A 15,994-nucleotide genomic window follows, 5' to 3' on the forward strand; every position below is an offset into this window, starting at 1 on the left:
CGAATATTGCTCAAAGCAATGGAACTCGCTCCGATTCCGTTATTGAAAGTAAAACAGAGAGTACAATGAGCACTCCGTCCGTGAACACGTCTGCTGAAATTCCCACGGGTTTTGGTGAAGCAGCATTTGAAGCATTTCTGGCCACGCGCGATGAACCTGCCTGGGTGACTGAGTCCCGGCGGAAGGCATTTCAGCGCTATCGCGAACTTCTGGAAACGGAACTGGATCCGGAAGAGTGGCGTCGCGTGGATTTGCGGGCTCTGCGTCCGGATCGGTTTCAGTTGTCTGCAACTGCTGATTCAACTCAGGCAGAACAGGAAAGCGGAACACAGACCGAGACACTGCTCACAGGGCAGGCTGACTTTGCCGGGCATGTGACGCATACCGACGGCCAGCTGATTTCCAGTGAGCTGTCGGAGGAGCTTGCTGCCAAAGGCGTGATTTTTGGTGACCTGGCGACTGTGATTCGCGAACATAGTGAATTGATCCAGCCGCATTTCATGACCAAAGCGGTCGATAGTCAGCGTGATCGCTTCACCGCGTGGCACGCCGCTTTCTGGACAGGGGGCACTGTTTTGTACGTGCCGCGTAATGTGGTGGTCGATGCCCCGTTGCATAGCTTGATTACCCTGCAGTCGGAAAAGGCAGCTGACTTCAGTCATACACTGGTCATCCTGGAAGAAGGGGCGTCTGCAACGCTCCTGGAGGAAACCGCCTCTGCAAGTGCTGATCTGCTTGGCTTGCACGTAGGCGCGGTCGAGCTCATCCTGGCGAAAGAGGCCCGGCTGCGATATGTGCAGCTGCAGAACTGGAATCACAAAGTCTGGCATATTGCCCACCAGGCGGGACGCGTGGAAAACAATGGCTTCCTGCAGTGGACCGTCGGGGGCATTGGGGCCAAACTGGCGCATATCCATCAGGATGTCGTACTGGATGGTCGGGGGGCAGAAGCGGAAGTCAATGGGGTGACCTTTTCGACTGATAAACAGATTCATTCGTTCTACACTCAGCAGGGACACAATGCTCCTGAAACCCGTTCCGATCTGTTGTACAAGCAGGTGTTGCGGGATCAGGCGCGAGCGATCTGGCGGGGAATGATCCGCGTTGAGCCGGAAGGTCAACAGACCAATGGCTATCAGCGCAACGATTCCCTCATGCTCTCTCCCACCTGCCGGGCCGATGCCATTCCTGGCCTGGAGATTGAAGCCGATGATGTGCGGTGTACGCATGGGGCTACCGCAGGACGGGTTGATGAAGAGCAGATCTTCTATTGTATGTCACGTGGCATGTCCGAGTACGAGGCCATGCATATGATCGTGGAAGGGTTTTTCCAGACCGTATTTGATCGAATTCCTGTGGAAGCTGTCCGTGAGACGCTGAATCAGGCAATTATCAAAAAATTAGGTTTTGGTCGGTAAATTTTCACTGGTTGCAGACAATAGAGTAATAGACAGATGCTCGATTTTGAAGAGATTGCCTCCGTTGACGATTTTAAAGAGTCTGACCGACTGGAAGTATTCATTGATGATACTCCGGTGTTGCTGCTCCATGTAGGGGAACAGTACTTCGCGATTGAAGATGTGTGTACGCATGACGGTCAACCGTTAACCGATGGTTGTATAGAAGATGGGGCGATTATCTGTCCTCGCCACGGTGCTCGCTTTGATTTGCAATCCGGAAAAGCACTCTGCATGCCTGCCACTAAGCCGGTTCGTACATTTGAAGTTGAAGTCAGAGATCAAAAAATCTTGGCTCGACCTCAATCATGACGAAGAAATCGTGCTTTTTTTCAATCAACTGAATTAACGTAAGAACTTATGCCTCTTTGAGGCAGTAATTAAATAAACATATTATTAAGCATGACTACTGATTATTCTTAAGAATCCTCTGAATTTATGCTTAACAACAGTTACATTTACAAAGTGATCAAAACAGGGCGTCATCACTTTCGGGAGGAGAATCAAAATCATGTCCGATGAGTCCAGAGATGAGACTGGAGAACAGAAAGAGGAGAATCAACTCCCTGTATTTTCTGCATTTAAGGGAGTAGGAGGGGACGACGCGCTGGTGGAGGCGTTGAAACAGGTCATCGACCCTGAGTTAAATATTAATATCGTGGATCTGGGCCTCGTTTATGAGATCCTGCGCGCAGAAGAAGATCCTGCTAAAGTTACTGTATCCATGACATTAACCAGCCCCGCCTGCCCGGCCGGTCCACAGATAATTACCCAGGCTAAGATGGCTCTAGAGCGTGTGGATGATGTGAATGAAGCGACCATCCAACTGACGATGACACCTCCCTGGTCGCCAGATCTGATGACCGACGACGCCCGGGATGAATTGGGGATCTTCTAAACCTCTTCTCCCGTTACAGAGAATGGTTAAGCGCTCAATCTACCATTCCTGTTTCAGTCCCAGTTCGATGCCGCCGGTCGTTGGGATCAGCTCATTTTCTTGATTAAAAGTTCCCTCACCGTTTTGGGGTCAGCCCCTTTGATCTCCCGCATGACCTGACCGATCAGGGCTCCGACAGCAGCCTGTTTACCACTCTGAAAGTCTGCGACCGCTTTCTCGTTTTTCGCGACAACAGCTTCGATGATCGTTTCGAGTTCTCCGGTGTCGGAGACCAGGCCCAGGCCTTTTTCATCAATAATGGTTTGAATCTGCTCGACACTGGGTGAGCTGTCTTCCTCTTCCAGCAATGCCTGAAAAACTGTGCGGGCGCTTTTAATGGTGATTTCGCTGGCTTCGACTTTTTTGAGCAGAGCTGCCAGGACATCCGGTGTAATGGGAAAGGCATCGATGTCACAGCTGCGCTCGTTCAACTCGCGCTGGACATCCTGGGTCACCCAGTTTGCAGCCTGTTTGCCGTTCCCGCAACCCTGGGCGACCGTTTCGAAGTAGTCTGCGAAAATGCGTCCCTGGTCGATGATTACTGCAGCGTCGTAGGTTGAGAGTTGGTAGTCCTCTTCGAAGCGATCTCTGCGACTGGCGGGGCGTTCACAGAGTTCACTCAGCACGCTTTCTCGCTCTGCATCGGTGACAGTAACTGGTGCCAGATCCGGGTCGGGGAAATACCGGTAATCGGCGGCTTCTTCCTTGCCGCGCTGGCCCAGCGTTACTCCTCTGTCGGCGTCCCAGCCTCGGGTTTCTTTGGGGACGTCTTTCATGCTCAGTCCTGTCTTCTGCCATTCTTCCCACTGGCGTTTGACTTCATACTCAATTGCCTGTTCGACGCCCCGGAAACTGTTGAGGTTTTTGATTTCGACGATCGGTGTGGCGATCACCTCGCCATTTTCCTGGTGCACATGCAGGTTCACGTTTGCATCACAGCGCAGGCTCCCTTCCTGCATGTTGCAGTCGGAAACATCGATGTATGTCAGCAACAGTCTCAGTTCTTCCAGGTATTTCCGTGCTTCCTGGGCTGTGCGCAAATCTGGTTCGGAAACGATTTCAACCAGGGGAGTTCCGCAGCGGTTGAGGTCGACTTTACTGTCCTGCCCCCGCCCCGATTCGTCGTGACTGTTCTTGCCGGCATCTTCTTCGAGGTGAGCACGGATAATGCCCACTTTTTTCTTTTCGCCGGTTTCCGCATCGATCTCAATTTCCAGCCAGCCGTTCTGGCTCATGGGGAGATCGTACTGACTGATCTGATATGCTTTGGGCAGGTCCGGGTAATAATACTGCTTACGGTCCCACTTGGTAAACGAGGGGATTTCACAGTTGATCGCCAGTCCGGTTTTCATTCCCAGGTGAAAGGCTTCTCGGTTCAGGACCGGCAGCGCGCCGGGCAGACCCAGGCAGACCGGGCAGGTCTGTGTGTTGGGATGGTCCGGGTTGAACTTCGTGGAACAACCACAGAAGAGTTTGGTTCTGGTCTGCAACTGCACGTGGACTTCAAGACCGATAATCACCGTATAGTCCATGATGTCACGCTACCCTTTATGTCAATGTCTGAAAAGTTTCGAATTCGATTGTCTGGTTTGCCAAAACGCGTCAGCAACTATGCCGGTCGCTGCAGGTGCCATTCGGTTTCCCGCTCAAACATTCGTGCCGCTCGCAGGAGTCGTTCTTCTTCCAGCGGCGGTGCCAGCAGTTGCAGGCCAATCGGCAGTTGATCCTGGCTCATGCCCGCAGGAATTGATATTCCCGGAATTCCTGACAGGTTGGCACTGGTTGTGAAAATATCAGCCAGATACATCGCCAGTGGATCATCAACCAGTTCCCCGATTTTAAACGCGGGGGTAGGAGTGACCGGTGTCGCGATGACGTCGACTTTCTGGAATGCCTGTTCGAAGTCGTTGCGGATCAGGCGTCTGGCTTTGAGCGCCTTGAGGTAATAAGCATCGTAGTAACCCGAAGACAGAGCGTAGGTCCCCAGCATGATGCGGCGTTTGACCTCGGCACCAAACGCTTCTCCCCGGCTGGCGGCATACATGTCGACCATGTCTTCGAACTGTTCTGCCCGATAACCGTAGTGCACACCGTCGTAGCGGGCCAGGTTGCTGGAGGCTTCCGAAGGAGCGATGATGTAGTAGGTGGCGACACAGTATTTTGCGTGCGGAAGTTCAATCGGCACCAGTTCCGCACCCATTGACTTGTAAACTTCCAAAGCTGCGAGCGTGGCGGCTTTGACTTCTTCATTGAGCCCTTCCGCGTGCAGGTCTGCGATATAGCCGACCTTGAGATTCTCCAGAGGTTGTTCCAGGGATGATGTGTATTCGGGAACCGGTGCGTCCAGGCTGGTCGTGTCCCGCTGATCTTTTCCGGAGATGACTTCGAGCAACAGGGCAGCGTCGGTGACGTCACGTGAAAAAGGGCCGATCTGATCGAGTGAACTGGCAAAAGCGACCAGGCCATAGCGGGAGACACGGCCATAGGTCGGCTTCAGTCCTACAACACCACAAAAGCTGGCCGGCTGCCGAATTGAACCGCCGGTATCGCTGCCCAGTGACAGCGGACTGAATCCGGCAGCGACCGCAGCGGCGGAGCCTCCACTGGACCCTCCGGCAGCGTGTGCGTTGTTCCAGGGGTTCGTGGTGGTTTTAAAGGCGGAGTTTTCGGTCGAGGAACCCATGGCGAATTCGTCGAGGTTGGTCTTGCCGATCAGGATGGCATCTGCGGCTTTAAGCTGTTCGACGATGTGGGCGTCATAGGGGGGATTGAATTCTTCCAGCATTCGACTGGCACAGGTAGTGGTCACACCTTCGGCACAGATGTTGTCTTTCACGGCAACCGGGATGCCGGCCAGTTTTCCGAGTGGCTCGTCGGCCTGGCGTTTGCGGTCCACTTCGCGGGCTGCTGCAAGTGCTGCTTCCTGTTGGACGGAGAGGAAGGCGTTGATGTCACCATCTCGGCGAGAGATTTCATCCAGACAGGCGGCAGTGATGGATTCACTGCTGAGTTCTCCCGCGTTCATTTTTGCCAGCAGTTCACTGGCCGTGGCTGACGTGATTGACATGGGATCTTCAGTCTCCCTGTAAGTTCGAAAGGCCCGACTTGTCGGCAAGCCGGGCCTGGGGGTGATTGCTTTGATGTACTCAATGGTCAAGCCGCCGGTCGGTTACAGGATCGCGGGGACGAGGAAATACTTTCCATCAGTCTGGGGAGCATTGGAGAGCGCCTGTTCCCGGGGCAGACTGTCACGCAACTCGTCTTCCCGAAACACATTGGAAATTTCGATTGCATGTGCCATCGGTTCCACGGAGGACGTATCCAGCTCATCCAGCATGGCGATATACTTCAGGACGGATCCCATCTGTGTTCCCAGTGCCTCCAGCTCCTGATCAGAGAGCTTCAGGCGGGAAAGATTCGCCACTTTCTGAACTTCATCACGGGTGAGTTGCGTGCTCATCGTGTGCGGCTCTTCTAGCAGAGGGCCTTATTTGGCTGGCAGGCTGAACGGTTTTCTGGCGACCGCTTTGGTGACTTTGCCGGAACGGATGCATTGAGTACAGACACGCTGTGTCTGGACGCTGCCACCTACCTGAACCCGGATTTTCTGCAGGTTCGGACGGAATACGCGTTTCGAGACACCGGTTGTCTGACGACCGTTACCACCCAGGTACTTGTACTTACCACGCTGGCGAACGCGATTACCGATTACGGGAGTTTTGCCACAGGCATCACACTTTTGACCCATTTGTACACTCTTTGTCTATCTAGTGGGTTCTGAAATTATTCAGCTCAGGCTGATTTCAATTGACGTAAAGCGACCGCAGACGAATAGATTCGGCCATTTGAAGAATCCAATAGTATATTTGCCCGGTCTGAGATTGCAACCGATGCTGCTGACTTATCGTTTACTGCACCCGGAAAAATTGAAAAATGTGTCCCCAAAATGATTCTGCAGAATTGAAAATTGTACTATTGGGGACAGTTTTTTTGAAAATCAGCTCAGTCACGGATCGAGAGAGAGTTGAATTCTGGTTTATAAGTCTTTACCAGACAGTTGATTATGAAAAATGTAAAAAAGAATTGCTCTGATTGGCACGCGAATCGCAAATGTCCTTATGTCATGAGACATGAGTCGCTTGTGGACAGGTCGACTCTGACTCAGGTAAACCAAACTATGACAACCAGATTCAGTTTAAGTAATAAAGAAGGAGTAATGATCATGCTGGTTTTGACACGGAAGTTGGCTGAAGGAATCCGAATTGGAGATGACATCCTGGTAAAAGTGATTCGGACAGGAAAAGGTTCCATCAAAATTGGCATTGATGCACCGGATGACATGCGTGTGGTTCGGGCGGAACTGTTTGGCGAAGAAATGGATGACGAACAAAAGCCTGTGGTCAAAAGCCTGGGAAAGCATCAAGACAGCGACGGCCTGTCTGAGTCAAATCCCCTGGGGACGCTGTCTGTCGTCGAGGCAGCCCGACTGGTCTGTTAAGTCATTAGATTACTGCTGCTGACAAGGCGTCGCCCAGGGGGGGATTTTTAAATCAGTCCGGTTAGAGATCCGGGTGGGGCAGTCAGGTCTGACGAGCAGCGATGCGGTGAGGAAGAAATGTACGACGAAGCAGGGGGTTGTGAAGACAGGAGCGGCTTGTATGGGTTGTTAACGTGAAGTGACAAGTTGATCCGGTTGACTGCAACTCTTTGCGGGCAGGAAATGATCGAATCCTGATGGTTTTCTGTGTTGTCATTAATTACCGGGTGTTCCAATTTGATGGTCAGTGTGTATGTGGGGTAGGTTGACTGTCATTGTAAGAGCACCCGGTAATTTTTTGCGCGCTCCTTCTTTAAGAATTCAAGTGGAGAGGGCAATCCATACCGACAGCGATTGACGATTCGCATGTGCATGGGGCATAATCAAACTGTATTGCTTCATTGAGCCGCAGAACTCATTCGTCACAAAGCAGACAGTAGAAAGGGTGGACTCCGCAATGCCCGTTCACGTTGATTATCTGGTGCTGGGGTTAGGGGGCATGGGCAGCAGTGCCCTGTATCATCTGGCGCGGCGGGGAATGAAGGTGCTCGGGGTCGAGCAGTTCGGCATCGCCCATGATCGAGGAAGCTCGCATGGCGAAACCCGCATCATCCGCAAAGCCTATTTTGAGCATCCCGATTATATTCCCCTGTTGCAGCGGGCTTATTCGCTCTGGGACGAACTCGAGCAGGAATCGGAGAAGTCGCTGTTCAATCGCTGTGGTCTGGTGGTTGCCGGTCCACCAGAAGGAGCTGTCATTAAAGGCGTGCATCTGGCGGAAGAACGGCACGGCGTGAAAGTTGAAAGTCTTTCTGCTGCAGATGTCCTCCAGCGTTGCCCCGGTTTTCAGATCCCTGAGGGTTTTGAAGTCACGTTCGAACCCGAAGCCGGTTTTCTACACGTGGAAGAATGTGTGCAGGCCCACATGGATTGTGCACTTGCGCATGGTGCGCAGATCGTATTGCACGAACCAATCGAGTCGCTGATCATCAGCGAAACGGAGATCGAAGTGCAGACGGCAAATCAACACTGGGTGGCGGATGGCGTGATTGTCACTGCCGGTGCCTGGAGCAGCGACTGTCTCAAGGAGCTTCAACTGCCTCTGGAAGTGGTTCGCAAAGTACTGTTCTGGAATCCGGTTTTGAGTCCGATTTACGATCTGGAGCAGGGACGCGGTGGGTTCTTTTTCGACATGCCCTACGGCGAGTTTTACGGTTTCCCCTCCCTGGATGGGAAGACGGTCAAACTGGCGGAGCACACGGGGGGGGCAAAGGTGCCTGACCCTACGAATGTTGATCGAGAGTTGTCAGAGTCGGACTCTGCTTCCGTGGCTCGCTTTATTGGTGAAGTCATGCCGGAACTGGCCCCGTCACCCGAAAGACACGCCGTTTGCATGTATACACGTACTCCCGACGGTCATTTTATGATTGACCAGCATCCGCGGAATCAGCGGCTGGTTTATGGAGCCGGTTTCTCAGGGCACGGATTCAAATTTGCATCCGTGATGGGTGAAATCCTCGCGGATCTGGTCTCGGATGGAAAAACCAGCCACCCGATTGATTTTCTAAGAGCAGACCGGTTCCAGGATGAGAGCGCTTAGTCCGCGGGGCTGGCAGGAAGGATATGCCCCATTTTGTCCCGCTTCGTCTGCAGGTAGAATTCACGGTCTTTATGCGGCGGTGCGACGATGGGGACCTGTTCCACGACTTCCAGATTGAATCCGGTATAAACGTCCGAGTCAGTCTTCTTTGGATTGTTGGTCAATAGACGGACCTTGGTCAGGCCGAGGTCCTTGAGGATCTGGACCCCAACGGTGAAATCGCGGCTGTCTGCTTTAAAGCCGAGCTTGATGTTGGCTTCGACGGTGTCGTAGCCTTCGTCCTGAAGGACATAGGCCTTCAGTTTGGGGATCAGGCCGATGCCGCGGCCTTCCTGAGGCAGGTAGACGACAGCTCCCGCCTTTTCGCGACAGATCGCTTCCATTGCCATGTGCAGCTGATCGCCACAGTCACAGCGGAGGGAGTCCAGCAGGTCGCCGGTGAAGCAGGAAGAGTGCATGCGGACTAGTGGCGCTTCCACGGATGAGAGATCACCCCAGACCAGTGCCACTGGCTGCTGACCTTCATGCTCGACTGAATAACCAATTACCTGTACGGTCCCATAATTTTTGGTGTTGATGGGCACTTCGACTTCACGGTGAACCAGTTTTTCACTGATGTAGCGATGCCGGATGACTTCTGCGGTCGAAATAATGGGGATGTCGAACTCTTCGGAAATTTCCTTGAGCTCCTTGGCGTCCGCCATGCCGAAACCTTTCTGGCTCAGGATTTCGATCAGCACACCAACCGGTTTCATGCCTGCCATCTGTAATAAATCGCCGGTGGCTTCAGTGTGGCCCGCGCGACGCAGGATGCCACCCTGTTTCGCGAGCAGGGGATGAATATGTCCGGGACGGACGAAATCACTGGCCTGGGCGTTTTCATCGCTGAGTGCTTTGATGGTAATCGCCCGGCATTCGGCACTCACCCCTGACCCGCTGTCTTTATGGTCGATCGGAATCAGAAACTGCGTCTGATTGGGGGCCGTATTTTCTTCCGGTCCTACAATCGGATTCAGCTGTAATCGGTTGGCGACTTCTTCCGGCAGAGAAACACACAGCTCACCGCTGCCATAGCGGAGCAGAAACTGCACAATTTGAGGTGTGATGGCCTCAGCGGCGACAATAAAGTCTCCTTCGTTTTCCCGTTCACTGGAGTCGGTCACAATGACCGGTTTGCCTGCCTGTAAATGCTGGAAGACACGTTGAATGTTGGGAAGCGGGGAATCTTGTTTGGGAGAATCAGACATGGGAGTGCTTAAATGCCGCCAGTAATTAAAAAATGTGGATTCTTAAAAAATTCTCCCGTGGAAAGGTCCGACAGGAAAATCTGTGCTAACTTTATTCTATAGAAGAGTGTTTGGCTGGCAATCATAGAAATCCCCTTATTTGTGAGAAGACTTTGATTCGACCTTTTAATGCGTGTTTCATCCCTGTTTTCAGGTGGAAGACGTTGGTCGGATTTTGACAGCTGGGGGACTTCTGTTGGTTGAATCAGGCCTGATGCAGACATTGACTGTTTGCGTTTTGCAAGATTCGTTTCGGATTGAATTGTAAATATATGTTCATGTTTGCATGAGAAGCGAGTTTAAAACGTTGACAATTCAATCAACTTTGATACATTGAAGTATTAGGAAAACTCTGTTAAGAAAATAGAGTGCTCCAATCCACAACAATTAGCCAGGCGGTGGGGACTGTCTGGTGAACTTACCTTAAAAAGCTTACCTGACTAAAACCAACCAAAGCGTTTGCCATAATCAACCGTACTTGAGAGTAGAGTCTGCCTGAGATCATGCAAACAGGATTGCTGACAGACTTCATCTAAGAACAACTCAGTCACACAGGAGTTTGACGTATGGACTTCCGAATTAAAGGCTCTCGGACCCCTCAGATCCTTATGCTCAGCGGAATGCTGGCATTATTCTTAACCAGTGGGCCTGGTCTCACCGAAGTTCGAGCTGCTGCCGCAGAAAAAGCCCAGGTCGATTACAAGGAAATCCAGATCGGACCTCACGCAGGTGGATTTGAGAAGTTGCAGTTACGTGGTCCCGACTCACGCCAGCAGGTGATCGTGACTGGCGTGCTGTCCAACGGCAAAAAGCTGGACGTGACTCGCGAAGTCACCTACAAAATTGAAAACCCGGAAATGGCGAGCATCACCAGCGATGGATATCTCACTCCGCTGAAAGATGGTGAGACCCGCCTGATTGCAACATCTAAAAATGGCAAGAGCGCATCTATTCCTGTGACGATCGGTGGAATCGCCAAGCCCGATTCGATCAACTTCAAGAACCAGGTTGTGCCCATCTTTACCAAGCTGACCTGTAACAGCGGTGGTTGCCACGGGAAGGCCAGCGGACAGAACGGGTTCAAACTGTCTCTGCTCGGTTTCTATCCGGAAGACGATTACGAATTCCTGGTAAAGGAAGGCCGCGGACGTCGCCTGTTCCCGACTTCGCCAGCAGAAAGCCTGTTGCTGATGAAGGGAACCGGGATCACTCCGCATGGCGGTGGTAAACTGGTCAAACAGGATTCTTATGAATATCGTCTGCTCTACCGCTGGATTGAGCAGGGCATGCCTTATGGAAACGAAAACGACCGCAGCGTCGCTTCGATTAAATGTTATCCTCCGACCCGCACCATGGGACAGGAACAAGAGCAGCAGATTTCTGTTATCGCGACTTACTCAGACGGTTCTACTGAAGACGTCACACGGATGGCATTGTTCGAAGCCAATGACACCGAAATGGCTGAAGTCAATAAAACCGGTCTGGTAAAAACGCTGAAACTGTCCGGTGAAGTCGCCATCATGGCCCGTTACCAGGGACAGGTCTCCACCTTCCGGGCAACGATTCCGCTGGGAGTTGAAGTTGCCAATCTGCCCAAATCTAAGAATCTGATCGACGAAGCTGTCTTCGGCAAGCTCAAGGAACTGGGCATTCCGCCTTCACCTGTAGCCGATGATGCGACTTTCATGCGTCGTGTCTACATCGACATTACTGGTGGTACCCCGAGTGAAGATGAAGTTCAGAAGTTCCTGGCCGACAAAGATCCTGCCAAGCGGGACAAGCTGATCGACAAGCTGATTGACAGCCCCGCCTATGCGGACTACTTTGCCAACAAATGGAATATGGTTCTGCGGAATAAAAAACTGCAGCCAGTCGATATCGCTGGTACAAATGCCTTCTATCAGTGGATCTGGGACAGCCTGTATGAAAATAAACCCTACAACGAATTCGTAGGCGACATTCTTTCCGCTTCCGGTGAATTTCGCCAGAACCCGGCTGTCGTCTGGTACCGCGAAGTCAATACCGTGGAAGAGCAGGTCGAAGACACCGCTCAGCTGTTCCTTGGACTGCGAATTCAGTGTGCCCGTTGTCATCACCATCCCTTCGAAAAATGGAGCCAGGACGACTATTACGGTCTGGCCGCCTTCTTCAGTCGGGTCGGAACCAAAGATCCCACACTCGGTTCGATCGGTACCCGTGGATTCCGTGATCAACGCGTTTATCATAAGGAAGGGGTTGCCAGCGCGAAGAATATTCGCTCCGGTGAAAATCTGAAACCAACTGCTCTGGGAATGCAGCCGATGGAACTCAGCCCCGAACGCGATCCGCGTGTCGCGCTGGTGCAGTGGCTTTCCCGAACTGATAATCCATTCTTTGCGAAAGCACTGGTCAACCGCTACTGGAAACATTTCTTCGGTCGCGGGATTGTCGAACCGGAAGATGACATGCGGGCTACTAACCCGCCTGCCAACCCGGAACTGCTGGATGGTCTGGCTAAACACTTTGTCGAGAGTGGCTTTGATCTGAAGGAACTGGTACGTCAGATCTGCCGTTCCAACGCTTATCAGCTCAGCTCATTGCCCAACGAATACAATCTGAAAGACAAGCAGAACTTCTCACGTTATTACCCGAAACGGTTAACTGCGGAAGTGCTGTACGATGTCTTCCATCAGGTTACGAATTCGTCTCAGCGATTTTCTGGTCTGCCTGCCGACACCAAGGCGATTCAGATTACTGATGCCACTTCTGCACCATACTTCCTGAAAGTGTTCGGTCAGCCTCAGGCGGATACCGCCTGTGAGTGCGAACGCTCTCAAAGTGCGAACCTGGCTCAAAGTCTGCATCTGCTGAACAGTAAGGAAGTACAGGATAAGATCACCGGTGCTTCCAGCCGTGCAGCAATGCTGGCTAAAGACACTAAACGCACCGATGAGGAAAAAGTAAAAGAACTCTATCGCTGGGTGTATGCCCGTGCTCCCAAGGATGAGGAAATGAAGTTTGCTCTGTCCTATATCGCACGGCACAAAGAGAAACCACAGATTGCCTACGAAGATATCATCTGGGCTCTGATTAACACCAAAGAATTTCTGTTTAACCACTAAACAGGAATCCTGATAAATCTCTCTGAATTTTAAGCTGACAGCCGTTTTAGGTTTAGACAATGGCTGTCAGCTTTTTTAGAATAAACTTCAGTAATCCCTTGTTGGCGGCATCCGCCGTGAGTGACAGGGGATCCCACCTGATTTCCTCCCGAAACTTCCATCCAGAAAATTGGTAGCAGTATCATGACGCATACGCGATTTTTTGACGGACGTCGTTTAGTTGCGAAGGTTGTTTGTTTTCTTGCTGCAGGGATCGGAACGTTTTCGTTGTTGAACCCGCCCAGTGTCCACGCACAATTACCACAGACGACCATCTATGCTCTGTTCCCTTCGGGAGGCCAGAAAGGTCAGACCGTGGAAGTGCGGGTGACCGATGGTAAAGATCTGGAGGATCTGGACAGTCTCTGGTTCAGTCACCCCGGCATCAAGGCCGTTGCCAAAACACAGGAAAGCAACGGAAAGAAAATTCCAGTTGCCAATACCTTTCTGGTGACGATTGGGAAAGATGTACCTGCGGGTGTGTATGACGTGCGGGCACATGGTCTGTACGGGATCAGTAATCCGCGTTCCTTTGTGGTGGGTGAACTTCCGGAAAAAGTGGAAAAGGAAGCCAATAATACGCCAGACCAGCCCACGGCGCTGGAGATGGACTCGGTAGTAAATGCGACTCTGCAGAGTTCCACCGATGTGGATTATTTTTCCTTTCCCGGAAAGAAGGGCGAAAGGGTTTCCATCAATTGCCGCGCTGCCCGTATCGATTCACCGATGGTTTCACTCGTGGAAGTGTATGGTCCCGATCAGCGCCGGCTGGTGAGCGAACGCGATACTTTCCGCCACGATCCCTATATCAATCTGACCCTGCCACAGGATGGAACCTACCTGGTGAAGGTGCACGATCTGACTTATTCGGGCAGCGCTCAATATGTCTATCGTCTCGGGGTCCACAAAAAGCCTCACATTGAATTCATTATGCCACCTTCCGGTACACCGGGAACCACAGCGAATTTTACTCTTTACGGTTATAACCTGCCGGGGGGGAAACTCTCTGACTGGAGTATTGGGAACGAACCGCTCCAGGAAGTACAGGTTTCCATTGCTCTTCCCGCGAAAGCCACGACACTCGAAATGGGAGAGCAGGGCTTTCCGCATGAAGTCAGTGCAGACGGTTTCTCATACGTCTGGAATTCTCCTGCGGGCAGTTCCAATCCGGTGACAATCTATTTTGCCGAAGGGAAAATCGTCAAAGACGAGCAGACCAAAGAAGAAACTCTGACACTTCCCGGCGAGTTCGTAGGTCAGTTTGAAGCAAAAAATGATACTGACTCTTTCCGATTTCAGGGCAAAGCCAAACAGAAATATTCGATTGAAGTGTTTGGTCAGCGCAACGGGATCGTGATGGATCCTGTGATTGTGGTCGATCAGGTCATCAAAGATAAAGACGGAAAAGAAACTTTTAAACGGATTGCCAATGTTGGCGCTACGAGTGTCTTTCCCGATCTGGGAGCCAAACTGTTTGATACTCGAACCGATGATCCTTATTACCTGTTTACCGCTCCCGCGGATGGTGAGTATCGTGTAACGCTGCGGGATCTGCAGTTCGAAACCCGCGGTCATCCCCGCATGGTTTATCGGGCCGTGGTCCGCGAACCCAAGCCGGATTTCCGTCTGGCTGCTCTGCCTCTGTATCCGCAAGCCGTCAATACCGGTGGGGCACCTGCAGGGATTACCTTGCGTAAAGGGGATTCGTTTAAGATCGATATCATGGCCCTCAAGCAGGATGGTTTCAATGAAACGATTGAGCTCTCCGTCAAAGGTCTACCTGCCGGTGTGAGCTGTAAGGCTGCCAGCATCGGGCCTGGTGATAATACGACTGAAATGATTTTGACCGCCGATGAATCAGCCAAACCCTGGTCAGGGCCGATTGAGATCGTCGGTACTTCCACTGGTTCTGATTCCAAAAAAATGGAGCGGGTAGCCCGGGCAGCAACAGTTTTAAGGCCGGTTGCCAATAATGTCCGTGCTGAAGCTCGCATTGCCCGATCACTGGTTCTGTCTGTCATCGATGAAGTCGCTCCCTACCAGGTGGTCGCTGATGTCGCTGAAATCAAAGCCAATCAGGGACGCCAGATTCTGGTGCCCGTGAAAGTGCTCAAGCGGACCGGCTTTGATGAAGCTGTGGCCCTGGCCTGGAATGGCGTGCCCAAGAACAGCAATATCACTACTCAGAATAAAACGATTGCCAAAGGGAAACAGGATGAACTGTTCCAGGTGTTCGTAAAAGAGAACGCCAAGCCAGGCGTTTATACGACCTACCTGCAATCGACGGTAGATGTTTCTTACCGCCGCAATCCTGGTCAGGTAGATGAAGCGAAAAAAGAGCAGGCCGAAGCGGATCAGAAACTGAAAGATGCCCAGGCTGCCCTGGCTGCCGCTAAGAAAAAACGGGACGAGATCGCGAAAGCCACAGACAAAACAGCGGAGCAGAAGAAAGCAGAACAGGCCAAGGCTGACGCGGAAATCAAGACCGCGGATGCACAGGTCAAATCAGCTGATGCTGCAAAGAAAGCGGCCGATAAGAAAGTGGCAGCGGCAGAAAAGGCAGCCGCACCCAAGAAAGTCAAAGTCTATGCTCCTTCTACGCCGCTGGTGATTCGAGTCCAGCCGGCCCCGGTCACGCTCAAGCTGGATGTGCCGGGTGGCGGTGCACTGAAGAAGGGGGCTGCCATCGATGTCAAAGCGACCATTAAACGGATTAATAATTTCAAAGGACCTGTTGAACTGACCCTGCCACTTCCTCCGGGAGTTAAAGGGGTGACAGCGGAGACCGTTCAGATTCCAGCTGATAAAACAGAAGTGACCATACCGATCAAAGCCGGTGCGGATGCCACCGAAGGCGATCTGGCGAATATGGTCGTGCGTGCCAAAGCAGACTTCTCGGGAGAAGCTCTGGTTGACGCACCGATCAAGCTGAAAGTGACCAAGTAACAGAGAAGCATTCAATCTAACAGATAGATTCCAATACAGACAGTTGTTTGTTTTCAACTGTTAAAACAGTGATATCAGAGGGGCAAGTTAT

General features: G+C 51.9%; 12 protein-coding genes. 7 read left to right on the plus strand and 5 right to left on the minus strand.

Going from position 1 to position 15,994, the window contains the following annotated elements; genetic code table 11:
* Positions 1–65 precede the first annotated feature (65 nt).
* From sufD to Enr10x_RS05795, 3 genes are all read left to right on the plus strand, one after another.
* The gene (gene sufD, locus Enr10x_RS05785) at positions 66–1,418 is read left to right on the plus strand and encodes a Fe-S cluster assembly protein SufD (RefSeq protein WP_145104884.1); all 1,353 of its coding nucleotides are present in this window, start codon (positions 66–68) and stop codon (positions 1,416–1,418) included.
* A gap of 36 nt (positions 1,419–1,454) precedes the next feature.
* A complete protein-coding gene (locus Enr10x_RS05790) occupies positions 1,455–1,769 on the plus strand; it encodes a non-heme iron oxygenase ferredoxin subunit (protein ID WP_145448409.1) in 315 nt (104 codons plus the stop codon).
* Between the two features lie 199 nt (positions 1,770–1,968).
* Positions 1,969–2,355: a metal-sulfur cluster assembly factor gene (locus Enr10x_RS05795; RefSeq protein WP_145104888.1), complete on the plus strand. Its 387-nt coding sequence runs from the start codon at positions 1,969–1,971 to the stop codon at positions 2,353–2,355.
* An 86-nt stretch (positions 2,356–2,441) separates the two neighbouring features.
* Here Enr10x_RS05795 and gatB read toward each other — a convergent pair whose 3' ends face one another.
* From gatB to rpmB, 4 genes are all read right to left on the minus strand, one after another.
* Complete coding sequence (gene gatB, locus Enr10x_RS05800) at positions 2,442–3,926, minus strand: Asp-tRNA(Asn)/Glu-tRNA(Gln) amidotransferase subunit GatB (protein WP_145104890.1); 1,485 nt, start codon at positions 3,924–3,926, stop codon at positions 2,442–2,444.
* A 77-nt stretch (positions 3,927–4,003) separates the two neighbouring features.
* A complete protein-coding gene (gene gatA, locus Enr10x_RS05805; RefSeq protein ID WP_145104892.1) occupies positions 4,004–5,461 on the minus strand; it encodes an Asp-tRNA(Asn)/Glu-tRNA(Gln) amidotransferase subunit GatA in 1,458 nt (485 codons plus the stop codon).
* 102 nt (positions 5,462–5,563) lie between these two features.
* Positions 5,564–5,854: an Asp-tRNA(Asn)/Glu-tRNA(Gln) amidotransferase subunit GatC gene (gatC, locus tag Enr10x_RS05810; RefSeq protein ID WP_145104894.1), complete on the minus strand. Its 291-nt coding sequence runs from the start codon at positions 5,852–5,854 to the stop codon at positions 5,564–5,566.
* 27 nt (positions 5,855–5,881) lie between these two features.
* Positions 5,882–6,142, minus strand: a complete 261-nt coding sequence (gene rpmB, locus Enr10x_RS05815; RefSeq protein WP_145104896.1) for a 50S ribosomal protein L28 — start codon at positions 6,140–6,142, stop codon at positions 5,882–5,884.
* Between the two features lie 474 nt (positions 6,143–6,616).
* On the opposite strand from rpmB, the gene Enr10x_RS05820 reads away from it, so the two are divergent.
* A complete protein-coding gene (locus Enr10x_RS05820; RefSeq protein ID WP_145448410.1) occupies positions 6,617–6,892 on the plus strand; it encodes a carbon storage regulator in 276 nt (91 codons plus the stop codon).
* 496 nt (positions 6,893–7,388) lie between these two features.
* Positions 7,389–8,531, plus strand: coding sequence for an N-methyl-L-tryptophan oxidase (gene solA / locus Enr10x_RS05825; RefSeq protein ID WP_145448411.1), 1,143 nt, complete (start codon positions 7,389–7,391; stop codon positions 8,529–8,531).
* Here solA and ribA read toward each other — a convergent pair.
* Entirely contained in the window at positions 8,528–9,778 is a 1,251-nt protein-coding gene (ribA, locus tag Enr10x_RS05830) for a GTP cyclohydrolase II (RefSeq protein WP_197997493.1), read from the minus strand. The genes solA and ribA overlap by 4 nt on opposite strands.
* 605 nt (positions 9,779–10,383) lie before the next feature.
* Between ribA and Enr10x_RS05835 the strand changes: the two genes are divergently transcribed.
* Together Enr10x_RS05835 and Enr10x_RS05840 are read left to right on the plus strand one after the other, a co-directional pair.
* Positions 10,384–12,918: a DUF1549 domain-containing protein gene (locus Enr10x_RS05835; RefSeq protein WP_232093244.1), complete on the plus strand. Its 2,535-nt coding sequence runs from the start codon at positions 10,384–10,386 to the stop codon at positions 12,916–12,918.
* A 270-nt stretch (positions 12,919–13,188) separates the two neighbouring features.
* On the plus strand, positions 13,189–15,903 hold the full coding sequence (locus Enr10x_RS05840) for a PPC domain-containing protein (RefSeq protein WP_145448412.1): 2,715 nt from the start codon (positions 13,189–13,191) through the stop codon (positions 15,901–15,903).
* Positions 15,904–15,994 lie beyond the last annotated feature (91 nt).

It is taken from the genome of Gimesia panareensis, from assembly GCF_007748155.1.
In the GTDB taxonomy this organism is placed as follows: Bacteria; Planctomycetota; Planctomycetia; order Planctomycetales; family Planctomycetaceae; genus Gimesia; species Gimesia panareensis.